Below are 25357 nucleotides of genomic sequence, written 5' to 3' on the forward strand. Positions count from 1 at the left end.
GGCCCGGAGTGATCTTTGCCCGCTCCCCCGTCCCGCCTAACCTCGGCCCGATGATCGCCGTGACGGCGCCGGCCGGCCTGGATCCGACCGGCGGCGCGGTTCCGGCGCGGGGGTTCCCGGAGGGGCCGTGGCGTCCGGCGGGCGTGAGCGGTGGCCGCCCACGCCCGCCGGTCCGCTAGCGCTGCCTGATCCGCAGGAAGGTGATCGAGTTCGCCGGGAAGGTGTAGGTGAACTTCCCCGCGACCCCGGTGACGGTGGAGGTCACCGGGGCGACCGGCGTCCCGGTCTCCGTGTTGACCGCGTCCGGGGCCGCGGCGAGGGTGGTCGCCTCCGCCTTGGAGGCGACCTTGGCGCGGCCGAGGTCGATCGCCGTGCGGGCGTCCGAGGGCTGGGCGTTGACGACCTTGACGATCAGGTCGCCGGTCTTCCGGTCCTTGGTGACGACCTGGCGGAACGGCTCGGCCGGCTTGTCGTCGGTGAAGCTGCCCCACTCCTGGCCGTCGAGGTAGAGGGTGACCTGGCGGCCGCGCACCTTGACGTCGACGTCGTAGGCGCGGCCCGTCTCGACGGACCCGGCCTTGGAGATCAGCGTCGACTTTCCGCCGTCCACGGCCTGCTCGACGGCGGACTGGGTGTTGTTCCAGCCGCCCAGGTTCCACCAGTAGAAGTTGCCGGTGTCCTTGACGCCGAACGCGACGAGGAAGCCTTCCTTGCCGGACTTCTTGGTGGCCTTCACATGCAGGTCGTAGTCGTGCCAGGCGGCGTCACCGGCCGAGACCATGGTGTTCTCGGCGGCGGTGTCGGTCTGCACGTACTGCCCGTCCTGGAGCGACCAGCTGCCGCCGCCGGTGTGCGTCCACCGCGAGGCGTCGCCGGAGAAGTCGTCGCTCAGCAGCGACGCGCCGTCCGCACCGGTCACCTTCACGTCGTCGTACGCGGCGCTCGTCGCCCAGGTCGACAGGCCGACGGCGCCCGTGATCGGGCCCTGGAGGGAGGGCGTGCCGGTGGCCGTCGAGGGCACCACCCGGTCGCCGACGTTGGTCATGAACAGCTTCTGGACCTCGTAGTTGGCGGAGTTCCAGGAGGCGTGGTTGTTGAACCACACCAGGTCCGGACGCCACTGGACGTAGTCCTCGTTGGCGAACAGCGGCGCGTAGGAGGCGAGCTTGACGACGTCGGCGTTGCGTTCGAGGCCGGTCATGAACGCGGCTTCGGCCAGGCCGTTCTTGAAGGCGTTGCCCTGGGAGGCGTACTCGCCGAGGAAGACCTTGGGGCCGCCGCGGTCGTAGGAGTCGTAGCGGTCGTTGTTCTGGAGGAACCACTGCGGACTGTTGTAGTAGTGCTCGTCGACCATGTCGACCTTGGCGTCCCGGTTGAGCTGCCAGGCCGTGTCGAAGGTCGAACCGGAGTCGTCGGGGCCGGAGTTGGAGATGACGGTGACGTCCGGGTACTTGGCCTCGACGGCGGTGCGGAACTCCTTGAATCGGGCGAAGAACTCGGTGGGGAGGTTCTCCTCGTTGCCGACCTCGAGGTGCGTGAGGTGGAAGGGCTTGGGGTGGCCCATCTGGGCGCGCTTCCTGCCCCAGGTGGAGGTGACCGGGCCGTTGGCGAACTCGATGAGGTCCAGGGTGTCCTGGATGTGGCGCTTGAGCAGCGCCTCGTCGACGACCGCCTTGTTCTGGCCACAGCCGGTGACCAGGGCGGGGACCACGGGCAGCGGCATCGCGCCGACGTCCTCGGCGAAACGGAAGTACTCGTAGTAGCCGAGGCCGTAACTCTGGTTGTAGCCCCAGAAGTTGGAGTTGACGGCGCGCTGCTCGACGGGTCCGACGGTGTCCTTCCACTGGTAGGAGCGGGCGCGCTGCCAGCCGGAGGCCTCGCTGTAGTCCTGCATGGAACCGGTGTTCACCAGGCAGCCGCCGGGAAAGCGCACGAAGCCCGGGTGCAGGGCGGCGACCTTCTCGGCCAGGTCCTTGCGCAGCCCGTTGGGCTCGTTGCGGTAGGTGTCCCGGGGGAACAGCGACACCATGTCGAGGGCGGCCGCGGCCGAGGAGGCCACCGTCAGACGGCCGTTGCTGCTGGTGCGGGCGGCGGTGAAGGACGTCCGGTACTGGACCCAGCCGCCGGTGCGCACGGCCACCGTGCGGGCGGCGGCCAGCGCCCCGTCGGCGTCCTGGAGGCTCACGGCGAGGGTGCTGCCGTGCTCGGCGCGGGCCCACACCGAGAAGTCGTACTTCTTGCCCTGCTCGACCCGGACGCCGGTGTTGTACCCGGAGTTCGTCACGGACGAGCCGGCGGCCAGCGAGAGGTAGTTGCGGTTGCGGTCGTTGAGACGTCCGGCGTCGTTCAGGACCTGCGCCGCGCCCTCGACCGTCCAGGACGTGAGCGGGGTGTACGACCTGTTGTCGACGGGGGCGTACTCGAAGGACCGGTTCTGCACGAGTTCGGCGTAGAGGCCGCCGTCGGCCGCCCGGTTGATGTCCTCGAAGAAGACGCCGTACATCGTGTCGTCGATCTTCGCGCCCTTGGCGGACGGGTCGACGGTGATGGCGTAGTCGGTCACGGACTCGGCGTGCGCCGGGGCGGGGAGCAGCGCGGTGGCGGTCAGCAGGGCCGTGACGGGAAGACCGATTCTCCAGCGCGTGCGGGCGGTGCGGGTGATGGGGGTGGTGCTGCGTGACATGGATAACTCCGCGGCTCGGTGGTGCGAGTTGTCCTGCGAGTCGTTCGAAATATCAGACGATGATCAGCACTGCGAACGGCAAGATAGGGAGGTGAATGAGGCACGTCAATGGGGCGTGCGACGGCGGGTGTGACGGCGGGCGGCGTCCCATGGGCGAGTTCCGGCCAGTGCCGGGGGGCCTGCTCCTCGTCGTCGGCTATGCGCGCGTGGGCTGAGCCGGAGCCCCTTCGAGGCGGAGGTTCCAGCGGCCCCCGCGGCCGGTGACGGTGGTCGTGGACAGCGGGCGCACGTCGATGTTCCAGTACGTCGAGGGCGGCGCCTTGAGCGCGTACACCAGGGCGGCGCGGATCACGCTCGGCTCGGCGACGGCGACGATGCGGCAGCCGTCCTCCACCGGCCGGGTGTCGAGCCAGCCGCCCACCCGGGAGATGAACCCGAGCAGGGACTCGCCGCCGTGCGGAGTGGCGAGGGGGTCGGCCAGCCAGGCGTCCACGGCCTCCGGCTCCCGCGCCATCGCCTCGCCGAGCGTGAAACCGCGCCAGCGGCCCATGTCGCAGTCCCGCAGCGCCAACTGCACCAGCGGGGCGTATCCGAGCGCGTCCCCGGTGGCCCGGCTGCGCGGGGTCGGCGAGCAGTAGCGCAGCTCGGCGGCGGCCAGCGGGATCAGCTCGCCGGCCGCGCGCTGCACCTCGCCCCAGCCCGCCTGGTCCAGCGGCCGGTCGTCCTCGAAGCGTTCCGCGAGCAGCGGGGAGCTGCGAGCGGCGGCGACGAAGGTGACCCGAAGTGGCATGCGGTGATGGTGAGCCGCGTAACTGCGCAGGTCAAGAGGTGTCGGCGGACGACCGGAAGAAACTCGCCGACGGGTTCAGCGCTCTTCGGGCAAGTCGCCAGAAAACAGCGCCGCCGTCACGCCGGACCGGGCTCGTCGAAGATCAGCGCCATCCAGTTGTCCGGCTTCTCGAGCGCCTCGAAGCCGACCTGCCGGTACACCCCGTGTGCGTCGTGGGTGGCGAGCAGGATGCGGCGCAGGTCATAGGGACGCAGGTGGTCGCGGACGGCGGCGACCAGCGCGGTGCCGATGCCCTTCCCCCGCGCCGCCCGGTCCACGTAGACGTCGCACAGCCACGCGAAGGTGGCGAAATCCGTCACCACCCGCGCGTAGGCGACCTGCTCCCCCGACGCCGTGTCGTACACCCCGAAGTTCAGCGAAACGTCGATCGCCCGGTCCTGCTTCTCCCGCTCGCGGCCCGTCGCCCAGTACGCGTCCGTGGACAGCCAGCGGTGCACGCGCTCGGCGTCGACGCGGGCGGGGTCGGTGGAGATCTCGTATCCCTCGGCGAGGGGCGGGGTGGCGTTCTTGGCATTCTTGGCATTCTTGGCATTCGGGGCGTTCATGGCGTCCGTGGCTGTCATGGCCGGATCCTCACAGGACGGCGTTCACGCTGTCGAACGGTTTGCGGGCAGCGCCTCGTCGTACGCGGCCCGCAGCCGCCGGACCCCCTCGGCGATCTCCTCCGCCCCGGCGACGGCGGCGAAGCTCAGCCGCACGTGGGCGGCCGGGGGTTCGGCGCTGAAGTAGGGCCGGCCGGGGGTGAGGGCGACGCCGGCCCGCAGGGCGGCGGCCGTGAACGCCGCCTCCGTCTGGGAACCGACGGCCCGCGAGGCGTCCCCGGCTCCGTCGGGCAGCCGCAGCCACAGGTGGTAGCCGCCGGACGGGATGTGCGGCAGGTCGAGTTCGGGCAGCCGCAGCCGCAGCGCGGAGGTCATCGCGTCCCGCCGGGCCCGCAGCTCGGCCGCCACGGCGCGCAGATGGCGGGGCCAGGCGGGCGAGCCGACGAGTTCGAGCGCCGCCTCCTGCAGCGGGCGGGGCACGAAGAAGGTGTCGACGACCTGGATGGCGCGCAGCCGCTCCAGGACCGGGCCGCGGGCGGCCAGCGCGCTGACCCGGAAGCTCGGCGAGGTCGCCTTGGTCAGCGAACCCACGTGGACGACGACGCCGTCGGGGTCGTCGGCGACCAGCGGCCTCGGCAGCGGCCCGGCGTCCTCGTGGGCGAGCCGGCGCACGAAGTCGTCCTCGACGACGAACGCGCCCGCCTCCCGGGCGATGCGGAGGACCTGAGGGCGGCGGTCGGCGGCGAGCACGGCGCCGGTCGGGTTCTGGAACAGCGGCTGGCAGACGAAGACCCGGGCGCCGGTGGCCCGGAACGCGTCGGCGAGCAGCTGCGGGCGCACGCCGTCCGCGTCGACCGGCACCGGCACCGGGCGCAGCCCCGCCGACCGGGCGATCGCCAGCATGCCGGGGTACGTCGGCGACTCGACCAGGACCGGGGCGCCGGGCGGGGCGAGGGCGCGCAGGGCGGTGGTCAGCGCGGCCTGGCCGCCCGCGCTCACCAGCACCTCGGCCGCGGTGAGCGAGCCGCCGACGGCCCGGGCGAACCACGCGCGCAGCTCGGGCAGCCCTTCCATGGGCGGCCGCCCCCAGGCTCCGGGACGCCTCCCGGCTCTCGCCAGAGCCGCCGCCATCGCGCGTTCCGGCTGCAGCGAGGGATGCAGATAGCCGCCGTTGAACTCGATCACGCCGGGTGGCGGAACGGCCAGCGACACCGTGACGCCCGAGGCGTCCACCGAGCGCGGGACCAGGTCGGCGGCGCCGTCCGCGCTCAGCGCGACCTCCTGCCAGGAGGTGTCGGCCGCGGGCGCGGCCGTGGGGCGGGCCGGCCGGGTCCGGAAGGCGCCCGCGCCGGGCCGGGTCACCACCAGGCCCTCGGCGGCCAGCTGTGCCAGCGCCCGCGAGACGGTCACCGGGCTCACCCGGAAACGCTCCACCAGGGCCCGACTCGACGGGAGCTTTCCACCCGGAGAGTAGCGGTCGAGCTCTCCTCGCAGTCGATCCGCCAGCTCACCCACACTGCTACGCTCTTGCATGACAACACAGAGTAGCGCTACTACCCGGCCGGCGATAGCGGTCAGCACCTCTCGACCAGGCGGTCACTACGGCACCCCGCAGGCCGCCCTCGGCGTCGTCGCCTTCTCCCTCACCTTCCCCGCCACCGCCTGGGGCCTCGAAGGCTTCGGCCCGTGGTCGCTGGTCGCCGTGCGCAGCGTCCTGGCCGCTCTGATCGCCGGTGCGTGCCTGCTCGCGCTGCGCGTCCCGCGGCCCGCCCGGCGGCACTGGGCGGGGCTCGCCGTCGTCGCCGGCGGGGTGGTCGTCGGCTTCCCGCTGCTCACCACGCTCGCCCTGCGCACGTCCACCACCGCGCACGCCGCCGTGGTGGTCGGTCTGCTGCCGCTGACGACGGCGCTGCTGTCCGCCCTGCGCACGGGCGTGCGGCCGTCCCGCACGTTCTGGGCGGCGGCCCTGGTCGGCGCCTGCGCGGTGGCCGCGTTCACCGTGCAGCAGAGCGGCGGAGCCCTGACCACGGCCGACCTGTATCTGTTCGGGGCGCTCCTGGTGTGCGCGGCCGGCTATACCGAGGGCGGCAGGCTGGCCCGGGTCATGCCGGGCTGGCAGGTGATCGGCTGGGCGCTGGTGCTCTGTCTGCCCGTCGGCGTGCCCGCGGCCTGGCTCGCGCTCGCCCACGAAAGCGTCCACCTGACCGCGCACAGCGTGGCCGGGCTGCTGTGGGTCGCGGCGGGCTCGCAGTTCCTCGGCCTCGTGGTCTGGTACCGGGGCATGGCGGCCATCGGCGTCCCCAAGGCCAGCCAGTTGCAGTTGGCCCAGCCGCTGCTCACACTGGTGTGGTCGGTGCTGCTGCTGGGCGAGCACCTCACTGCCGCCGCTCCGCTGACGGCGGCAGCCGTGCTCGTCTGCATCGCCGTCACACAGCGGGCGCGCGGTTAGCCCAGGAACGCGCCGCCGCTCCCGCACCCGGTGAGGAGGCCCACAGATGCGCGCAACCGAGGGCGACCAGTTCGTCCAGCACGGCAGGGTGGTCGGGCAACACGACAAGGTCGGCGAGATCCTCGAGGTGATGGGGCAGGCGGGCAACCCCCCGTACCGCGTCCGCTTCGAGGACGGGCACGTCGGCGTGTGCTCCCCCGGCCCCGACACCGAGATCCGCCACAGGACGGCCGGGGAGCCCCGGCCGTGACGCCCGGCGGAGGCTCCGCGGCAACGGCTCAGCGCGGAGGCTCCGCCCGTCTCGGGTAGTGGTCGGCGACCACCCGTGCCATCGCCCCGATCCGGTCCGTCCGCACGTCCTTGGCGGCGAAGAAGACGTGCCCGCGCACCTCTGGGTGCCGGGCCGCCAGGTCGAGGTGGTCGGACAGTTCGGCCGGGTCCTGCCAGGCCGCGGGCTGCGTGGGATCGCCGGCCCGGTAGAGGGCCTCGCCGATGTACAGACGGGTGCGGCTGCCCTTCGCCACCTCCGCCCACCAGGGCACGAGCTCGGCGTAGTCGGCGGCCGACAGCCCGATGTTCCAGTACAGCTGCGGCACCACGTAGTCGATCCAGCCCTCGCGCACCCACTTGCGGGTGTCGGCGTGGATGTCGTCGTACGACTGCAGCGCCCGGGTGCCGGAGCCGCGCGGGTCGGTGGAGGCGTTGCGCCACACTCCGAACGGGCTGATGCCGAACTGTGTCGTGGGCCGTACGGCCTTGATCCGGGCGGCGGTCTCCAGCACCAGCCGGTCGACGTTGTCGCGCCGCCAGGCGGCCCGGCCGGAGAAGTCGCCGCCGTGGGCGTCGTAGGCGGCCTCGTCGTCGAAGCTCTGGCCGGCCACCGGGTAGGGGTAGAAGTAGTCGTCGAAGTGCACGGCGTCCAGGGGGTACCTGCGGACCGCGTCCAGGATGGCGTCCTGGACGAAGGCGCGGACCTCGGGCAGGCCGGGGTTGTAGTAGAGCCTCCCGCCGAACGGGACCACCCAGTCCGGGTGTCTGCGCGCGGGGTGGGAGGCGACGAGCCTCGCGGGGTCGTCGTGGGTGGCGACCCGGTACGGGTTGAACCAGGCGTGCAGCTGGAGTCCGCGTGCGTGGGCCTCCGTGACGGCCGTGCCCAGCGGGTCCCAGCCGGGCGAGCGGCCCTGGACGCCGGTGAGCACCTGGGACCACGGCTCGTACGGCGAGGGCCACAGCGCGTCGGCCGTGGGCCGCACCTGGAGGACCACCGTGTTGAGCCGTCTGCTGACCGCCAGATCGAGCAGCGCGATCAGTTCGGCGCGCTGCTCGGCGGCGGACAGGCCCGAGCGGGACGGCCAGTCGCGGTTGGAGACCGTCGCCACCCACATCCCCCGCATCTCGGTCGTCGTCGCTCTTCGCTCCCCCGCGGGAGCGGCCGCCGCCCCCGTCGTGGTGAACGCCGACAGCGCTGCCAGCGCGAACGCCCGCCGGGTCAGTCGCCCCATCGCACACATCCCCACATACTCCGCGGATCCGTACGGTCACGGATCGTGTCGGGCCCCAGCATGCCCCCACCCCGGCGATCGATCATCGATACTTGCTAGTAACGTGCACGATCGGAGCAGGCCTGCCGGGATCCGGCGGGCGTGCCCCTGCCAACGAAGTCAGCGCGGCGAAAGGGACGATGTGACCGACATCGAACGGGTCGGAGTGGTGGGCTGCGGCCAGATGGGGGCGGGCATCGCCGAGGTCTGCGCCCGCGCCGGTCTCGACGTCAAGGTCGCCGAGACCACCGGCGAAGCCCTGGAGATCGGCCGTACCCGGCTGTTCAACTCCCTGGCCAAGGCCGCCGAGCGCGGCAAGATCTCCGAGGAGGAGCGCGACGCGACGCTGGCGCGCCTGAGCTTCACCACGGACCTCGGCGAGTTCGCCGACCGGGACCTGGTCGTCGAGGCGGTGGTGGAGAACGAGCAGGTCAAGACGGAGATCTTCCAGGTCCTCGACCAGGTGGTGACCCGCCCGGACGCCATCCTGGCCTCCAACACCTCCTCCATCCCGCTGGTGAAGCTGGCGGTCGCCACCTCGCGGCCCGACCAGGTCGTCGGCATCCACTTCTTCAACCCGGCCCCGGTGCAGAAGCTGGTCGAGCTGATCCCGGCGCTGACCACCTCCGAGGGCACGCTCGGCCGCGCGCAGCTGTTCGCGGAGAAGGTGCTGGGCAAGCACGCGATCCGTGCCCAGGACCGCTCCGGCTTCGTGGTCAACGCCCTGCTGATCCCGTATCTGCTCTCCGCGATCCGGATGTTCGAGACGGGCATCGCCAGCCGCGAGGACATCGACAACGGCATGGAGATGGGCTGCGCCCACCCGATGGGCCCCCTGAAGCTGTCCGACCTGATCGGCCTGGACACCGTGGCCTCGGTGGCGCAGAGCATGTACGACGAGTACAAGGAGCCGCTGTACGCCGCTCCCCCGCTGCTCCAGCGGATGGTCGACGCGGGCCGGCTCGGCCGCAAGACCGGCTCGGGCTTCTACACGTACTGACCGCCGGCGCGGTGCGCGACGGGCCCGGCTCTCCGCGGAGCGCCGGGCCCCCGGCGTTCACCCGCCGGGTGCGCTCGTGGTCCGCGCGCTCCGCACGGGCGCCCGAGCGGGCCCGCGGGGTCCGGCGCCACGCGGCTCAGCCGATCCTGAGGTGGTGCAGCAGCATCAACGCCGCCGCCATGTTGGCGGCCGGGACCTCCCCCCGGGCGACCAGGTCGGGAACGGCCTTCAGGGGAACCCACTCCCGGCGGTCCGACTCGAAGTCGTCCACCGGGTGCCCCAGGTACTCCCCGCGGTCCGACCAGTAGATGTGGTGGACGGCGTCGGTGAGCCCGTTGGACGGCTCCACGCTCATCAGGTGGCGCAGCGGCCCGGGCCGCCAGCCGGTCTCCTCCTCGAGTTCCCGGGCGGCGGCGCGGGCGACGTCCTCGCCGTCCTCGACCACGCCCGCCGCGAGCTCCCAGCCCCAGCTGTCGGTGATGAAACGGTGCCGCCACAGCAGGAGCACCTCGTTCGCCGCGTTCACGACCGTGGCCACGGCGACCGGCCTCAGCCGTATGAGGAAGTGGTCGAGGTGCCGACCGTCGGGCAGCTCCACATCTGCCAGATTGACGCTGAACCAGCGGTTTTCATAGACAGTTTGCTCGTTCTGTTTCGTCCACTGCACGTTCTGCCACCTTCCGTCGAGTAGTGGCAATATCGCAGCAGGAACCATGCGGCGACGGTGGCGGCCGGTCCCGTCTACAGCGGTACGCGCAGCGCCCCGTCGATGAGTTCGGCCGCCTCGGCGGTGCCGGCGCAACCGCTGCGCACCAGGTGTTCTCGCACCGCCCGGAGTCTGTCGCGCAGTCGCTGCGACTCCATCCCCCGGGCCTGTTCGGCCATCTCCATCGCGGTGACCACCGCCTTGTCGGCATTGCCCTGCCGCAGCTCGATCGTGCTGAGCATGGCCAGCCGGTGCACCCGGCCCCGGTCGTGCGCGGGGGTGCCCACGGCGGCCGCCGCGTGCTCGGCGGCCGCGGCCAGTTCACCGAGACTGAGCAGCGCCTCCGCCACCTGGACGTTGACCAGGCCCGGCTGGACATAGCCCGTCTCGTCCGGCTCGCGTCCGCGCAGGATGCGGTCCGCGGCCGTCTCGGCACGCCGGATGCACGAAAGGGCGCTCGTACCGTCACCGAGGTGGGCGTACGCCTTGGCCTGCATCGCGTACAGATCCGAGGCGAGAGCGGGCGTGATGTGCTTGCCCGCCGCCCGCAGCGCCGCCTCCGCGAAGGCGACCGCCTGCCGGTACTCCCGCATGTACAACGACTGGTTGACGAGAAGCGCGATGACGTAGGCCCCGAGTCCCCGGTCCCCGCTGGCCTTGGCCAGTCGGAGCGCCTGGTGGAAGTAGCGCTGGGCCAGTCCGTGCGCGTCCGAGTCGTAGGCGCAGATCCCGGCGACCGCCACCAGCCCCCCGGTCGCCCGGTGCAGCTGACGGCCCGTCTCGTCGGTGTAGCTGCCGCGCAGCAGCGGGGCGGCCTCGGCGTTCAGGAAGCCGACGATGCGGCTGCGGGTCGCGATGCCGCCGGCCTTGCGGTACAGCTGCTCGTAGTGGGTGCGGGCGGCCCGCAGCATCTCCAGGTCGGCGGAGGTGACGCGATGCCGGCCGCCGCGCGAGACGTCCACGTCCTCCGGCGGGTTCTCCCACTCCCAGACCGGCATCACGGCAGGCGTGCCGGTGACGGCGGGGGCGCCCAGGAGATGCGGACGCTGCTGCTCGTCGGAGCGCCACAGCGCGGTGGCCCGCTCGACGAACCCGGAGAGCGAGGTGCCGTGCGGGGCGGACGACTCGCCGGGGACGCCGAGCCCGATGGCGTCGAGGGTGACCGGACGGTGCAGCCGGCCCGCGAGCACCTCGCAGATCAGGTCCGGCACCTGGCCCCTCGGCCGCTGCCCCTTCAGCCACCGGGCGACCGCCGTGTGCTCGTAGCGCAGGGCCAGTCCGCGGGCCCGGCCGGCCTGGTTGACGTGGGCGGCGAGACCCGCGTGCGAGATGCCCGCCTCGTCCAGGATCGCGTCGAGCAGAGTGTTGGGCTGCATGGATGGCCCCCCGGTACCTCGGTGCCGTCAGCCTAGTGGGCCGGGCTTCACACGGGGTGCGAACGGAATGCGTGCACTCATCGGGTCTGCGCACTGTCGCCGAGTGTTTCCGGTCGGTTCGACTGGAATGCCTCGTAAGGGGTTCGCCGGGCCGTCGGCTCCCCCTCGAAAAGCGACGGCCCGGCGATTTCGGGTCACACGGCCGACGGCGCGGTCCCCCGCCCCCGCCAAGGGGAGAAGGGGCCGCGCCGTCGGTGTGGTCCGCCGTGGTCAGCCGCGCAGGACGGCTCCGGTGCGCTCGCCGGCCAGGGCCACCGCCGCGTCCCTCGCCGCCGACGCCTCGTCGACCGTCAGCGTCCGGTCGCCGGCGCGGAAGCGGAGCGCGTAGGCGAGCGACTTGCGCCCGTCGCCCAGCTGCTCCGCGTTCTCGTACACGTCGAACAGCCGGATTGCCTCCAGCAGTTCGCCCGCGCCCTCGCGCAGCGCCGCCTCGACCTCGGCGTGCGGGACGAACCCGTCGACGACGAGGGCGACGTCCTGCGTGGCGACGGGGAAGGCAGAGATGCCCGGCGCCTGCGGGGTGTCGTCGCCGGCCGCCTCGAGGACGTCGAGGTCCAGCTCCATCGCGCAGGTGCGGGCGGGCAGGCTCAGCGCCTTCAGCACCCGGGGGTGCAGCTCGCCCGCGTGACCGACGACCCGCTCCGCGCCGTCCACGACCGCGACGAACTCGGCGCACCGGCCGGGATGCCACGGCCCGTACTGGCCCTTGCGGACGATCAGTTCGACGCCGGCTTCCCGGGCGACCGTGCGCGCCGCCTCGACGGCGTCGGCCCAGTCCGCCGGACGGCCCCTGCCCCACCAGCCGGCCTGCTCGCGGGCGCCCGTGAGGACTGCGGCGACATGGCGCGGCTGCTCGGGCAGCACGGCGTCCAGCGACGCCAGCTCCTCGTCGGTGGGACGGCGGTCGACCGGCGGCTGACCGGCGACGCCCTGCTCCTCGCGCGGGAGGAAGACCAGGCCCGTCTCGAAGAGGGCCAGGTCGTGCGAGCCCCGGCCGTCGTTGCGCCGCAGCGCTGCCAGCAGCCCCGGCAGCAGCGACGTGCGGAGCGCGGGCTCCTCGTCGTTGAGCGGGTTGGTGAGCCGCACGACTCGGCGGGCCGGGTCGTCGGCGTCGAGGCCGAGCTGGTCGAAGACCTGCTCGCTCACGAACGGGTAGTTCGGCGCCTCGACGTAACCGGCGCCGGCCAGCGCGCGGCCGACACGGCGGTGCAGCCGCTGCCGGTGGGTGAGACCGCGGCCCGACGGCGGCTTGGGCAGCGTGGACGGCAGGTTCTCGTAGCCCTCCAGCCGGATGACCTCCTCCGCGAGGTCGTTGGCCGCGGCGAGGTCGGGCCGCCAGGACGGCACGGTGACGATCAGCTCGTCCTGCCCGTAGACGTCGCAGCCGATCTCCTGCAGCCGGCGGACGACGGTCTCCCGGCCGTACACCATGCCCGCGACCTGGTCCGGGTGGTTGGCCGGGACGCTGATCGTGTGCGGGGCGGACGGGGCGATGACCTCGGTGACACCGGCGTCGGCCGTGCCGCCCGCGAGCAGGACCAGCAGGTCGACCGTGCGCTGCGCGGCGGCCGCCGCGGCCTGCGGGTCGACGCCGCGCTCGAAGCGGCGGGAGGCCTCCGAGGACAGCTTGTGCCGGCGGGCGGTGCGCGCGATCGACACCGCGTCGAAGTGGGCGGCCTCGATGACCACGTCACCGGTGGCGTTCCCGCCGTTCTCGAAGGCGTCGTGGTCGGCGATCTCGGTGTCGGCGCCGCCCATGACGCCGGCCAGGCCGATGGGACCGCGGTCGTCGGTGATGACCAGGTCCTCGGCGTGCAGGGTGCGGGTCACCCCGTCGAGGGTGACGATCCGCTCGCCCTCCGCGGCCCGGCGGACGCCGATCGTGCCCTGGACCAGGTTGCGGTCGTAGGCGTGCAGCGGCTGGCCGAGCTCCATCATCACGTAGTTGGTGACGTCGACGGCGAGCGAGATCGGACGCATGCCGACCTTCTGCAGCCGGCGCTTCAGCCAGATCGGGGAGCGCGCCTCGGGGCTCAGACCGGTGACGGTGCGGGCCGTGAAGCGGTCGCAGCCCATCGGCTCGGAGACCTGCACGGGGTAGCCGAAGGCGTTCGGCGCCGGTACGTCGATCAGCGCCGGGTCGCGCAGCGGCAGACCGTAGGCGATGGCGGCCTCGCGGGCGACGCCGCGGATGGACAGGCAGTCGCCGCGGTTGGCGGTGACGGCGATGTCCAGCACCTCGTCGACCAGCTCGAGCAGTTCGATGGCGTCCTTGCCGACCTCGGTCTCCGGTGGCAGCACGATGATGCCGTGGCTGCCGTCGTCGCCCATGCCCAGCTCGTCGCCGGAGCAGATCATGCCGTGGGAGGTCTTGCCGTACGTCTTGCGCGCGGCGATCGCGAAACCACCGGGCAGGACCGCGCCGGGAAGGACCACGACGACCTTGTCGCCGACGGCGAAGTTGCGGGCGCCGCAGACGATCTCCTGCGGCTCACCCGTGCCGTTGGCGGTCGACACGTCGACGGTGCAGAAGCGGATCGGCTTCTTGAAGCCCTCGAGCTCCTCGATGGTGAGCACCTGACCCACGACGAGCGGGCCCTTCAGGTCGGCTCCGAGGTGCTCGACGGTCTCGACCTCGAGGCCGGCCGACACCAGCTTGGCCTGCACGTCGCGGCCGGTCTCGGTGGCCGGCAGGTCGACGTACTCCCGCAGCCAGGAAAGCGGGACCCGCATCAGATCTCCATCCCGAACGGCCGGGTGAACCGGACGTCACCCTCGACCATGTCTCGCATGTCTTCGACGTTGTGGCGGAACATCAGCATCCGTTCGATGCCGAACCCGAAGGCGAACCCGCTGTACTTCTGCGGGTCGACGCCGCAGGCGGCCAGCACCTTGGGGTTGACCATGCCGCAGCCGCCGAGCTCGATCCAGCCCTCGCTGGAGCAGGTGCGGCAGGGCCGGTCGGGGTTGCCGACGGACTCGCCGCGGCAGACGTAGCAGACCATGTCCATCTCGGCGGACGGCTCGGTGAACGGGAAGAAGTTCGGCCGCAGCCGGGTCTTCATCCCCTCGCCGAACAGCGACTGGACCATGTGGTCCAGGGTGCCCTTGAGGTCGGCCATGGTCAGGCCCTCGTCGACGGCGAGCAGCTCGACCTGGTGGAAGACCGGGGTGTGCGTGGCGTCCAGCTCGTCGGTGCGGTACACGCGGCCGGGGCAGATCACGTACACCGGCACCTCGCGCGAGAGCAGCGAGCGGATCTGCACGGGCGAGGTGTGGGTGCGCAGCACGACGCCGGACTCGGTGCCGCCCTGCGGTCCCTCGACGAAGAAGGTGTCCTGCTCGCCGCGGGCCGGGTGGTCCGGTCCGATGTTGAGGGCGTCGAAGTTGAACCACTCGGCCTCGACCTGCGGGCCCTCGGCCACCTCGTAGCCCATGGCCACGAAGACGTCCTCGATGCGCTCCGAGAGGGTGGTGAGCGGGTGGCGGGCGCCGGCCGGCACGCGGTCGTAGGGCAGTGTGACGTCCACCGCCTCCTCGACCAGGACGCGCTGGTCGCGTTCGGCCTCCAGCTCCTCCTGACGCGTGGCGAGGGCCTTGTTCACGGCGCCCCGGGCCTGGCCGACCAGCTTGCCCGCGGCGGCCTTGGCGTGCGGCGGCAGCGCGCCGATCTCGCGGTTGGCCAGGGCCAGCGGGGAGGTGCCGCCGGTGTGGGCGACCTTGGCCTCCTGGAGCGCGTCGAGGGAGTCCGCGGCGGCGAAGGCGGCGAGCGCCTCGTCCCGCATGCGCTCGATCTCTTCCGGTTTCAAGGCCTCGACCTCTACCGGGTCGTACGACTTATTCGGTGCCGACATCTCTTCCCGTGCTTCCGTTTGTCCCCCAGCTACCGCTGGGAGGTGCCCCCAGGCTGAATGTCCCCGTCACCGACTCACGCAGAGGTCAGAGGGCCGTCCCTGGGCCACAAAGGTGCCAAAGGCCGAGTCTAACGGGGTGCAGGTGTTGCGAACGCGCCCGCGGGCCGTCCGGCCGTCTCAGGTGAGATATGCCGGGGTGCTCACGGGCAACGTAAATCGGAACTCCGCGCCGCCGCCCGAGGCGCGGCCGACGGTGATGACGCCGCCGTGGGCTTCGACGATGCCCTTGACGATGTACAGCCCGAGGCCCGTGCCGCCGCGCTTGCTGCCCCGCCAGAAGCGGGTGAACACGCGGTTCATGGAGTCCTCCGGGATGCCTGCGCCCTCGTCGCTCACGGTGACCGAGGTACCGGTTTCCTCCCCCTCACGGGGAGACGCGGCGGGCGTGACGTCAATGGTGACGGTTCCCTCGCCGTGGCGCACCGCATTTTCGATGAGGTTGCTGAGTACCTGGTCGACCTTGTCGGGGTCGGCCCACAGGGCGGGCAGCGGCTGTTCGATGCGCAGCAGGAACCGGTCGGCGGGCTGTCCGGCGGCCACGTACGCCTGGATGTGACGTCCCACGGCGGCGCCCATGTCGACGGGCTGGCGGCGTACCTCCAGCCGCCCCGAGTCGATGCGCGAGATGTCCAGCAGTTCGGCGATGAGACGGGTGACCCGGTCGGCGTCGGCGTCGACGGTCTCCAGCATCAGCCGTTTCTGGTCGTCGGTGAACCGCGACCACTTGGCGAGCAGGGTGGCGGTGAAGCCCTTGACCGAGGTGAGGGGCGAGCGCAGCTCGTGGGCGACGGTGGCGATCAGCTCGGCGTGGCTGCGTTCGGTGCGGCGGCGGGCCTCGGTGTCGCGGATCGAGACGACGACCCGGCGGACGGGTCCGGTGGGTCCGGTGCGGACGTAGCGCACCGAGACGAGCACCTCGCGTCCGCCCGGCAGCAGCAGGTTGCGTTCGGGCTGGCCGACGCGGATGGCGAGGCCGCCGTAGGGGTCGGTGAGCTGCCACCAGCGGCGGCCTTCGAGGTCCTCCAGCGGCAGGACCTTGTCGAGGCGCTGGCCGAGGGCGTCCGCGGCGGCGACGGCGGTGATGCGCTGCGCTGCGGCGTTGAAGCAGACGACGTGCCCGTGCTCGTCGGCGACGACGAGCCCGTCGGGCAGGTCGTCGGGGTCTATGCCGAGTTCGGCCAGGTCACCGGCGGATCGAGCCGCTTCCGGTGCGCTGTTCGTGCCGACACTCATCCCCGTACCCCACCTCCCAGACGAGGAGCCCCGAGCACGCCACCCTACTAGCTGTCGGTGACGGAGCGGCACCCTCCGGAGGCGCGCTGTGCACGGGCCGACGCGTAGAGACATACGGCGGCGGCGGTCGCGAGGTTCAGGCTCTCGGCCTTTCCGTGGATCGGCACCCGCACGACGGCGTCCGCGAGGGCCCGTGTCTCCTCCGGCAGCCCCCATGCCTCGTTGCCGAAGACCCAGGCGGTGGGCCCGCCCATGGTCCGCCGGTCGAGCTCGTCGTCGAGGTCGTGGTCGCCGGCGCCGTCGGCGGCGAGGACGCGCACCCCGGCCGCCTTCAGTCCGGCCACGGCCTGCTCGACGGGGACGCCGACGGCGACGGGCAGGTGGAAGAGGGAGCCGACGGAGGCCCGGACGGCCTTGGGGTTGTAGAGATCCACACTGGCGTCGGTCAGCACGACGGCCTCGGCGCCGGCGGCGTCCGCGCAGCGCAGCACGGTGCCGGCGTTGCCGGGGTCGCGCACATGGGCCAGGACGGCGACGAGCTTCGGCCGGGCGGCGAGGACGTCCTCGAAGGGCGTGTCGACGAACCGGCAGACGCCCACGAGCCCCTGCGGGGTGACGGTGGTGGAGACGTCCTCGATGACCTGTTCGGCGGCCAGGTGCACCCGGGCGCCGGCGGCGCGGGCCTCGGCGATGATGTCGGCGTAGCGTTCCGCGGCCTCGACGGTGGCGAACAGTTCCACCAGGGTCGGCTCGCCGCCGTCCCGGTGCGCGGCCGCCTCCCGCACGGCCTGCGGCCCCTCCGCGAGGAACAGCCGCTCCTTCCCCCGGAAGTTCCGCCGGGCAAGCCGCCGGGCGGCGGAGACACGCGGGGAGCGGGGGGAGATCAGCTCGGGGCTGGCGGGGGGCATGTTCACCTTCGCAATTCAATGGACTTTCGGCCGGCGCGAGTGATCCGACCTGGGGACGCGGGGCACTGCGCGACCGGCCATCGGCGGCCCGCACCCGAACGGACGGCCTCAGCGGGCGTCAGCAGCAAAGGACCCGCAGGATGGAACCTGCGGGTCCTTCACTGACGTCGGCTCAGAGCCAGCGCAGCGTCACGCGGCCTTGGGCGCGTTCACGTCCGCGGGGAGTGCCTTCTGCGCGACCTCGACCAGCGCGGCAAACGCGGTGGCGTCGTTCACGGCCAGCTCGGCCAGGATCTTGCGGTCGACCTCGATGTTCGCGGCCTTCAGACCCTGGATGAGGCGGTTGTACGTCATGCCGTTCTGGCGGGCCGCAGCGTTGATGCGCTGGATCCACAGCTGACGGAAGTCGCCCTTGCGCTTCTTGCGGTCGTTGTAGTTGTAGACCAGCGAGTGGGTGACCTGCTCCTTGGCCTTGCGGTACAGGCGCGAACGCTGACCGCGGTAGCCGGAGGCCGCCTCGAGGATCGCCCGGCGCTTCTTGTGGGCGTTGACTGCCCGCTTGACGCGTGCCACTTGTTAACTCCTTGTAGCGGGGCCGCGGTTGGACTCACACGACCCGGAAACGATTGGGTCCCGGTCAGGGATCAGACGCGATGGTTGCGCCTGACGTCACTTGCCGAGAAGCTTCTTGATCTTCGCGGCGTCGCCCGGGGCCATCTCGGCGTTGCCGGTGAGGCGACGCGTCACGCGGGACGACTTGTGCTCGAGCAGGTGGCGCTTGCCGGCGCGCTCACGGAGCACCTTGCCGGAGCCGGTGATCTTGAAGCGCTTACTGGCACCGCTGTGCGACTTGTTCTTCGGCATAGCGCCGTTCTCTCCTCGTCGGTGGCGTTCCGGTGCCCGGTCGTGAAACCGGGCACGGTGGAACGTCGCTTGTATCGGATTCGCCCTCGGGACTCGCGCCCCGTGGATCACGCCTCGGCGGAAGCCTCGGCAGGGGCCTCGACGTCGACGTCGGCTTCGACGTCTGCCTCGGCGTTCACGGCGTCGGCGTCCGCGGCGTTCTGCGAACGGCCCGGATTGGCCTTCGCCTCGGCCTTGCGGGCCTCCTGCGCCTGACGGGCCTCGGCCATGGCCTCGGTCTTCTTCTTGTGCGGACCGAGGACCATGATCATGTTGCGGCCGTCCTGCTTCGGGTTCGACTCGATGAACCCGAGGTCCTGGACGTCCTCCGCGAGACGCTGCAGCAGTCGGTAGCCCAGTTCGGGGCGGGACTGCTCGCGGCCGCGGAACATGATCGTGATCTTGACCTTGTCGCCCTGCTTGAGGAACCGGACGACGTGACCCTTTTTGGTGTCGTAGTCGTGCGGGTCGATCTTCGGCCGGAGCTTCATTTCCTTGATGACCGTGTGCGCCTGGTTCTTGCGCGCCTCACGGGCCTTCATGGCCGACTCGTACTTGAACTTCCCGTAGTCCATGAGCTTGCAGACCGGCGGGCGTGCGCTCGCCGCCACCTCGACCAGGTCGAGGTCGTACTCCTGCGCAAGCTCCAGCGCCTTGGCAAGCGGCACGATGCCGACCTGCTCGCCACTGGGACCGACAAGTCGCACTTCGGGAACGCGAATCCGGTCGTTGATGCGGGGCTCGGTGCTGATGGATCCTCCTCGGTAGCACCACACGGCAGTCTGGCGGACAGCCACGTAACGTCTGTGTTCGATATGTTTCCAACCACGTCGACGCACAAAAAATGCCCCGAACGATCACATGCGGGGCTCCAAGCACTACCGGAGCACCGCCGCGAGGATCGCGGGGCGCACTACCGGGCGATTCCATCGTCCGTACGGAACGATGGGGACCGCCTGACCGGGGTGACCCGCCGTCCTCGGGGGACGATCGGGTGGGAGTTCGGAGCCTCCACTTGTGGGCCGGGTCCGCCTGCTGGATGGCACGCGTGTCCGACCGGTCGTGACACGAGATTAGCAGCTCGGACAGGCGGGCGCTAATCAGCCGCCGTCCGCCTCCTGCTGTCAAGAGGCCGTGCGGCGGGTCCTATCGTGTGGGGCATGAGTGACACCTCCCCCGGCGATGCGGCCGGCTCCCCCGACTTCGACGAGATGACCCGCGACATCGCCGAGGTCCCCGCCGTCGAGGTGATCGTGACGGTCGCCGTGAACCTGATGAGCGCCGCCGCCGTGAAACTCGGGCTGACCGAGGAGGGCGACACGTACAAGGACCTGGACGAGGCCCGCAAGCTGGTCACCGCGCTCGCCGGGCTGCTGGACGCGAGCACGACCGAGATCAGCTCCTTCCACGCCGCGCCGCTGCGCGACGGCCTGAAGTCGCTGCAGCTGGCGTTCCGCGAGGCGTCGGTCGTGCCGGACGAGCCGGGGCAGGGCCCGGGCGAGAAGTACACGGGCCCGGTCTACGGCTGAGCCGCGGCCGGTTCGTCCACGAGATCGTCCGCGAACGGTTCGATCAACCGACCATTTCATCCACGGACGTACAGGGGCTCGCCCGGAGGCGTGGCACCGGCCGGCAACAGTGCCAGGTCGAGGCCGCGTACCAGGCGGGCCCTCAGCGTCTCGTCGGCGGCCAGCCGCCGGGCCACCGCCCGGCCGGCCTCGGCGGGATCGGCCGACGGGTCGAGGACGAGGGCGAGGATGCCGTCCGCCCCGCCCGGCCCGAGGTGGGCGCGGACGACCTCCGGCCCGGCGGCGACGGCGGCCCGCACCGCGGCGACGACCGCCGGGTCGTCGAGCGGGTCGGTGGAGGTGCGGCCCTCGGCGAGCGCCAGGAGTGCCGGCCCGGTCAGCTCGAAGGGCACCGGTCCTGCCAGGTCGAGGACGAGCGTGTCCGCCTTCTCGTGCGCGGCCGCCTGCAGCGCCTGGTGCAGGGGTACGGCCACCGGGCGGGCCTCGGGGTCCCAGCGGGCGAGGGTGTCGGTGGAGCTGAACGCGGGCAGGGCGGTGCGGGCGCCGGCCTTCAGGGTCGGCACGGCCATGTCGCTGGTCTTCTCGCGGCGCAGCCCGTTCTCGTCCTCCTCCACCTCGCCGAGAACGGCCACCACGGGCACCAGGAGCCGGGCGCCCCTGAGGGCCTCCAGCACCGGTCCCACGGCGGTGCGGTCCTCGGCCCAGGCGGCCAGCGCCGCGCTCAGCCGCGGATCGGCGGAGCCGTCGTCGTCGGAGAAGCCGGGGTCGGGAATGTTCTTGTTCGCCACGGTCGTCGACCCTATCGGGGGGATGCCCCCGGTCTCGTGCCGGGCCGGAAACGCGGCGGTGACCGCTTTCACCAGATTCTCAGTCTCCGCTGAGCCGGCTCTCACGCCCGCCCGACGGTCCGCACAGTCACCGCCTCCAGCATCGCGGGCATGGACTCCTGCGGAGCACGCCGCCGTCGTCGCGCTCGCCCCTCCCGGCGCCGTCCGTTCCTCCCGGTCGCGCTCGCCGTGGCGGCCGTCCTCGGGGCGACGGCGGGCGGGACCGTCTATGTGAAGACGCAGGCGCACCCACGCTCGGGAGCCGTATCGTCGTCCACTGCGACGACGCCGTCCGTCCCGGCGTCCGGATCGGGCAGCGGGGAGGGGGCCGTGGCGGTGCCGCAGGAGGACTACGACGCGCTGCTGGCGTCCGCGATGGAGTCGGTGACCGTGCCGGGCGGGGCCGCCGTGTCCGTGGCGGTGCTCGCCGTGGATTCCGGAGCCGCCGCCGCGTACGGCGAGGGCGCCTTCGACACGGCGAGCATCGTGAAGGTGGACATCCTGGCGGCTCTGCTGCTGGAGGCGCAGGACGCGGGCCGTCACCTCACGGCGGCCGAGAAGGCGTACGCCGCCGCGATGATCGAGAACAGCGACAACGACTCGGCGTCGGCACTGTGGCGGACCATCGGGAAGGCCGCGGGGCTCGACGCGGCGAACGAGCGGTTCGGGATGACGGACACCGCGGGCGGCGAGGGCATGCTGTGGGGACTGACCCAGACCACGGCCACCGACCAACTCACGCTGCTGCAGCAGGTGTTCGGCGACACGTCGGAACTGAGCGAGGCGTCGCGGACGTATCTGCAGGGCCTGATGGGGCGGATCGCCGTGGGCCAGCGGTGGGGCGTCTCGGCCGCGGCCGAGGGCTCCTCGTGGGCGCTGAAGAACGGCTGGCTGCCCCGCAGCACGACCGGCCTGTGGGACGTCGACAGCATCGGGCGGGTGACCGCCGGTGGCCGCGACTACCTGGTGTCCGTGCTGTCGAACGGCAACGCGACGCAGGCCGCGGGGATCTCCCTGGTGGAGACGGTGGCGAGGACGGCTGTGGCGGTCGTCGCGGGCGGCGGCGACGCCGCGGGCTCGACGTCCGGGCCGTCGGCGCCGACGACGGGTTCGGCGTCGGCCGTGTCCGGCTAGAGGGCCTCGTACGGCTCGTGCGGGTCGCGTTCGCGGCGGCCGCGCCACAGCAGGACCGCCGTCACCAGCAGCACGCCTCCGGCGCCGCCCGCGAGCAGCCCGGCCCAGCTCGACGTGGCGTCGTCCTTCTTCGGCTCGTCCGGCCCGGAGCCGAAGTACCGCTCGCCGTAGGCCGCGGACTGCAGGCCCTCGGGCTTGAGGCGGCCGGCGGTCCTGATCGCGGCGGCCGGGTCGATGAAGCCGTAGCCGCGGGAGTCGTCGCGGCCGCCGTTCGGGGCGTTGCGGGCGGTGTCCTCCAGGAGCTTCTTGATCTGCGCCGGGGTCAGACCGGGGTGGGCGGCCTTGACCAGCGCCACCGCCCCCGAGACGAACGCGGAGGCCGCGCTGGTCCCCCAGCCCTGGTAGTACTTGTGGTCCGGGTCGGCGATGACGACGTCGACGCCGGGCGCGCTGACGGTGGCGTACCAGCGGCGGGTGGAGAACGACGCGCGGGTGCCGTAGCGGTCGACCGCGGTCGCGGCGATGACGCCCGGGTAGGCGGCCGGGTACGAGATGTGGTCGCCCTTCTCGCCGCCGTTGCCGGCCGAGGCGACGACGACCGAGCCCTTCTTCAGCGCGTACTGGACGGCCTCGTCCTCGGCGGGTTCGGGATGCGCGGAGGCGGAGTCGTCGCCGAGGGAGAGGTTGATGACGTCGGCGCCCTGGTCGGCGGCCCAGCGGATGCCCTCGGCGAGGGCGTTGCCACGGGTGTTGCGGGCCTTGGCGCGCTGCGGGTCGCCGTCCTCGAGGATCACACGGACGGGGAGGATCTTCGCCTCCGGCGCGATGCCGAGCACGCCGTCGTCGTCGCCGAAGCCGTGCCCGTGACCGGCGATGATGCTGGCCATGGCGGTGCCGTGGCGGGCCCAGGCGCGGTCGCCGGGCGCGGCGCCGAAGCCGACCAGGTCCTTGCCGGCGAGGACGTTGCCGGCGAGGTCGGGATGGTCGGCCTCGACTCCGGTGTCCAGGACGGCGACCGTGACGCCCTTGCCCTTGGTGGTCTGCCAGGCCTCATCGGTGTGCAGGGCGGTCAGGGCCCACTGCTGGGCGCGGATGCCGTCGGCGTGGGCCTGGGCGGCCGGCAGGAACGCTACGGAGCAGGCGAGAAGGCAGCTGAGGAGTCCCGCCCGGCGGGCGGTGGTGCGTCGGCTCATGAGGGCTGCTCCGAGGACGGCGTGACGACGGTCTTGCGCAGGCCGCGTTCGACGCGGTCGGCGAGGCCCTGCGCCTCGTTGCCGAGTCCCGCCTGGGCAGGGGCGGTGGTGGCGCCGCTCGCGGTGGCCACGGGCGCGGGCTGCGGGGTGTCCACGGTGCGGCCGTCGGCCCAGCCGGAGACGGCGTAGACGACGACCGGCGCGTCCGTCAGGACGGAGATCGTCCACGCGGCGCGCTGCCGGTCGCCGAAGGCGGCGGCCACGGTGCCCTTCGCGGCGTACGGACGGGGCATCAGGTCCGCCCGCTTCGCCAGGCCCTCCTTGGTGACGCGGGCGTCGAGGGAGCGCATGGCGGGTGCGTCGGCCGTGGTGAACAGCAGGCCGACGGTGGTCACATAGCTCTGGGTGGCATCGGTGTAGGTCGCCCGCAGCAGCCGCTCGCAGCCGACCGGGGCGAGGACCTTCAGCAGCAGCGGGTCGAAGGCGTCGGCGCAGCCGCCGTCCGGGGCTACGGCGATCCGCGTCCAGGCGCGGTCGGCGCCGCCGGGACCGGCGCCCTGCCCGTCCACCGTGGGCGGGAACAACTGGTCGACGGGCACGTTGTGCCACAGGCCGCCGGCGGTGACGTAGGCACCACGATCGGCGTCGTCCCCCGAGCCGCCGACGAGCCAACTGCCGGTCAGGGCACCGCCGATGAGGCCGAGCCCGAGGACGGCGCTGACCGCGGCCGCGGCGGTGCGTCCCCGTCGGCCGAGGATCCAGGGCGTGTCGCGGTATCCCTCGGGCCGCCCGAACGTCACCACGGGCCGCCGTGCGCCCGGGCCGCCGCCCGGGGCCATCGGAGCGCTCCAGGAGAGGGACGGGTCGGGTCCGCCGACCGCGTCGGGGGCGGCCCCGGGCCGCCGCGGCGCCTCCGGCACGGGGGGCGCGGGCGGCGCGGCCGGGGGCGGCACGGCGAAGTCGGGTTGCCGCAGGGCCGCGGCGGGACTCCACGCCGGTCCGTCGTCCGGCTGCGCGGCCCTCGGGAAGCCACCGCGCGGGGCGGTGCCGGACGCCTCGGGCGCGGGCACCCAGTCACGCGGCAACGGCGTCCAGGCGCGGTCGGGCGTGTACCCACCCCCGGCACCGGCGGCGGAACGGGTGCCCTCGGGTCCTGCGGGACGCGGGTCGTCCCGGTCGGCGGGGGCGGGCCGCGGACCCTGCCGGTCCGAGGCGCGCGGGCCGGCGGGGTCGGCCGGGCGCGTGGGGGCCGGCGGGGTGGTCCGGGAGCTGTCCGGCCGGGTGGGCCGAGGGGCCGGGTCGAAGGCGCGGAACGGTCCCGTGCGGGCGGTGGGGCCGCCGCCGTCCGGACGGGACGACGGGCTGTCCGCTTCCGGACGGTCGACGGGGGCGCAAGGCGCGGTCTCGGCGGCCGGGGAACGCGGGGGTTCACCGGCCGTGGGGGGCCGGGTCCCACCGGCCGTGGGCCTCGGGGGCTCGGCGGCCGCGGGACCGGGAGTGTCCGGGTGCGCGGGGCGGGGGGCCGGGGCGGAGGGGCGGAAGAAGCCCGTGGTGAAGGGACGCGAGACTGCCGCGTCGGTGCTGTCCGGGCCGTCCTCGGGGCGGGGCGCGGGCCTCGCCGGGCGGGGGGCGCGACGGAAGTCGTGCGGCGGGGCGGGACGCGGGACGGCGGGCGGACGCTCGTCGGCCGGGGCGGGTCCCGCGGTGTCGTCGCCCCGTGGGGGCTGCGCGGGACGGCTCGGCGGGGGCGGGGTGTCCGGGAAGCGGGCCGACGCGGGGGGCGGGGGCGGGGTCATGGCGTCCGTGTACTGGGCCCGCAGGGTGGTGAAGCGGGGGGCGGTGCGGGGGCTGGGGGGAGCCGTGTCCGCCGAGGCGGTCACGCCGCCGTCCTCGGCCGTGCCGGTGTCCTGGGCGGCCGGCGCCGGCGCTCCGGGGGCGGACGCCGCCCGGCGCGTGGACTGCTGACGTCCGGCCTGGTCGGGCGTCGCGCGGGGCGCGGCTTCGCGTTCCGCACGGTCGGGTGCCGGGCGGTGCGGGGGCTCCTGCGCCGGCCGGCCGGGGCCGGTGGGACGGGCGGTCCTCGCGCGGGCGGTCGCCGTGGCCGCCGCGTCGGGGGCGTCCTCCTGGACGGGGGCGGGCGGCCGGGCCGGGCGGGGCGGGGCGCTCGGGCGCGGCGGGACGCCGGGGTGGGGAGGCACGTCCGGGTGCGGGGGGACCGAGGCGCGGCGTGCTTCCGTGCTCATGCACCCCCCGTTTCCTCGTCCCCGGGCCGTCGTTCTCGTATGCGGGCCGTCGGTTCGCACCCGGGCGACCCGGTCGTCCGTCGCGGGCAGGCATACCCGCGCGAGCGGACCGGCATCCCGACGCGGCTGTCCGGCCGGAGCCGTCCTCCGTACGTGCGCGTCACTCTACGGCTTGTCGCCGGTCGAACGGGAACCAGTCCGAGGCGCCCGGGGCTTTAGCCCGGAACGTCCCCCTACCCTGCGGTAATCCTGTCTGGCAGGCTTCC

General features: G+C 73.0%; 22 protein-coding genes. 5 read left to right on the forward strand and 17 right to left on the reverse strand.

What is annotated here, in order from left to right:
• Positions 1-175: 175 nt before the first annotated feature.
• The 4 genes from QF032_RS08510 to QF032_RS08525 form a co-directional block, all read right to left on the reverse strand.
• On the reverse strand, positions 176-2683 hold the full coding sequence (locus QF032_RS08510; protein WP_307055610.1) for an alpha-L-arabinofuranosidase C-terminal domain-containing protein: 2508 nt from the start codon (positions 2681-2683) through the stop codon (positions 176-178).
• Positions 2684-2879: 196 nt separating this feature from the next.
• Positions 2880-3473, reverse strand: coding sequence for a histidine phosphatase family protein (locus QF032_RS08515; RefSeq protein WP_306953840.1), 594 nt, complete (start codon positions 3471-3473; stop codon positions 2880-2882).
• A 116-nt stretch (positions 3474-3589) separates the two neighbouring features.
• Positions 3590-4078, reverse strand: coding sequence for a GNAT family N-acetyltransferase (locus QF032_RS08520; protein ID WP_307060187.1), 489 nt, complete (start codon positions 4076-4078; stop codon positions 3590-3592).
• Between the two features lie 42 nt (positions 4079-4120).
• A complete protein-coding gene (locus QF032_RS08525) occupies positions 4121-5608 on the reverse strand; it encodes an aminotransferase-like domain-containing protein (protein WP_307041267.1) in 1488 nt (495 codons plus the stop codon).
• Between QF032_RS08525 and QF032_RS08530 the strand changes: the two genes are divergently transcribed.
• Together QF032_RS08530 and QF032_RS08535 are read left to right on the forward strand one after the other, a co-directional pair.
• Complete coding sequence (locus QF032_RS08530) at positions 5607-6524, forward strand: DMT family transporter (protein WP_307055612.1); 918 nt, start codon at positions 5607-5609, stop codon at positions 6522-6524. The genes QF032_RS08525 and QF032_RS08530 overlap by 2 nt on opposite strands.
• A 46-nt stretch (positions 6525-6570) precedes the next feature.
• Positions 6571-6774, forward strand: coding sequence for a DUF1918 domain-containing protein (locus QF032_RS08535; RefSeq protein WP_057580426.1), 204 nt, complete (start codon positions 6571-6573; stop codon positions 6772-6774).
• 28 nt (positions 6775-6802) lie between these two features.
• Here the strand turns inward: QF032_RS08535 and QF032_RS08540 are convergent, their stop codons facing one another.
• Positions 6803-8026 carry a glycoside hydrolase family 10 protein gene (locus QF032_RS08540; RefSeq protein WP_307041271.1) on the reverse strand — a complete coding sequence of 408 codons (1224 nt, stop codon included), beginning with the start codon at positions 8024-8026 and terminating at the stop codon, positions 6803-6805.
• Positions 8027-8207: 181 nt separating this feature from the next.
• On the opposite strand from QF032_RS08540, the gene QF032_RS08545 reads away from it, so the two are divergent.
• Positions 8208-9065: a 3-hydroxybutyryl-CoA dehydrogenase gene (locus tag QF032_RS08545; protein ID WP_057580428.1), complete on the forward strand. Its 858-nt coding sequence runs from the start codon at positions 8208-8210 to the stop codon at positions 9063-9065.
• 136 nt (positions 9066-9201) lie between these two features.
• Here the strand turns inward: QF032_RS08545 and QF032_RS08550 are convergent, their stop codons facing one another.
• From QF032_RS08550 to infC, 9 genes are all read right to left on the reverse strand, one after another.
• Positions 9202-9732, reverse strand: a complete 531-nt coding sequence (locus QF032_RS08550) for an NUDIX hydrolase (RefSeq protein ID WP_306953832.1) — start codon at positions 9730-9732, stop codon at positions 9202-9204.
• A 74-nt stretch (positions 9733-9806) separates the two neighbouring features.
• On the reverse strand, positions 9807-11147 hold the full coding sequence (locus QF032_RS08555; protein ID WP_307041276.1) for a transcriptional regulator: 1341 nt from the start codon (positions 11145-11147) through the stop codon (positions 9807-9809).
• A gap of 270 nt (positions 11148-11417) precedes the next feature.
• Positions 11418-13940, reverse strand: coding sequence for a phenylalanine--tRNA ligase subunit beta (pheT, locus tag QF032_RS08560; RefSeq protein WP_307055614.1), 2523 nt, complete (start codon positions 13938-13940; stop codon positions 11418-11420).
• Positions 13940-15061, reverse strand: a complete 1122-nt coding sequence (gene pheS / locus QF032_RS08565; protein ID WP_306953827.1) for a phenylalanine--tRNA ligase subunit alpha — start codon at positions 15059-15061, stop codon at positions 13940-13942. The genes pheT and pheS overlap by 1 nt, the downstream gene beginning before the upstream one ends.
• Positions 15062-15238: 177 nt before the next feature.
• Positions 15239-16354, reverse strand: a complete 1116-nt coding sequence (locus QF032_RS08570) for a sensor histidine kinase (protein WP_307055616.1) — start codon at positions 16352-16354, stop codon at positions 15239-15241.
• 47 nt (positions 16355-16401) lie between these two features.
• Entirely contained in the window at positions 16402-17262 is an 861-nt protein-coding gene (locus QF032_RS08575) for a TrmH family RNA methyltransferase (RefSeq protein ID WP_307055618.1), read from the reverse strand.
• A 189-nt stretch (positions 17263-17451) separates the two neighbouring features.
• A complete protein-coding gene (gene rplT, locus QF032_RS08580) occupies positions 17452-17835 on the reverse strand; it encodes a 50S ribosomal protein L20 (RefSeq protein ID WP_057580434.1) in 384 nt (127 codons plus the stop codon).
• A gap of 96 nt (positions 17836-17931) precedes the next feature.
• Positions 17932-18126 (reverse strand): 50S ribosomal protein L35, encoded by a 195-nt coding sequence (gene rpmI, locus QF032_RS08585; protein WP_003977225.1) that lies wholly within the window; start codon positions 18124-18126, stop codon positions 17932-17934.
• Positions 18127-18233: 107 nt separating this feature from the next.
• A complete protein-coding gene (gene infC, locus QF032_RS08590; protein WP_306956170.1) occupies positions 18234-18941 on the reverse strand; it encodes a translation initiation factor IF-3 in 708 nt (235 codons plus the stop codon).
• A 384-nt stretch (positions 18942-19325) separates the two neighbouring features.
• On the opposite strand from infC, the gene QF032_RS08595 reads away from it, so the two are divergent.
• Positions 19326-19694 carry a DUF1844 domain-containing protein gene (locus QF032_RS08595; RefSeq protein WP_107444907.1) on the forward strand — a complete coding sequence of 123 codons (369 nt, stop codon included), beginning with the start codon at positions 19326-19328 and terminating at the stop codon, positions 19692-19694.
• A gap of 56 nt (positions 19695-19750) precedes the next feature.
• Here QF032_RS08595 and QF032_RS08600 read toward each other — a convergent pair whose 3' ends face one another.
• On the reverse strand, positions 19751-20482 hold the full coding sequence (locus QF032_RS08600; RefSeq protein ID WP_306953822.1) for an SseB family protein: 732 nt from the start codon (positions 20480-20482) through the stop codon (positions 19751-19753).
• A 150-nt stretch (positions 20483-20632) separates the two neighbouring features.
• On the opposite strand from QF032_RS08600, the gene QF032_RS08605 reads away from it, so the two are divergent.
• Positions 20633-21655: a serine hydrolase gene (locus tag QF032_RS08605; protein WP_307055621.1), complete on the forward strand. Its 1023-nt coding sequence runs from the start codon at positions 20633-20635 to the stop codon at positions 21653-21655.
• Here the strand turns inward: QF032_RS08605 and mycP are convergent.
• Together mycP and QF032_RS08615 are read right to left on the reverse strand one after the other, a co-directional pair.
• On the reverse strand, positions 21652-22848 hold the full coding sequence (mycP, locus tag QF032_RS08610; RefSeq protein ID WP_307041288.1) for a type VII secretion-associated serine protease mycosin: 1197 nt from the start codon (positions 22846-22848) through the stop codon (positions 21652-21654). The two genes, QF032_RS08605 and mycP, sit on opposite strands and share 4 nt — an antisense overlap.
• A complete protein-coding gene (locus tag QF032_RS08615) occupies positions 22845-23648 on the reverse strand; it encodes a hypothetical protein (RefSeq protein WP_307060189.1) in 804 nt (267 codons plus the stop codon). The genes mycP and QF032_RS08615 overlap by 4 nt, the downstream gene beginning before the upstream one ends.
• Positions 23649-25357: the final 1709 nt, after the last annotated feature.

The organism is Streptomyces achromogenes, assembly GCF_030816715.1.
GTDB lineage: Bacteria > Actinomycetota > Actinomycetes > Streptomycetales > Streptomycetaceae > Streptomyces > Streptomyces achromogenes_A.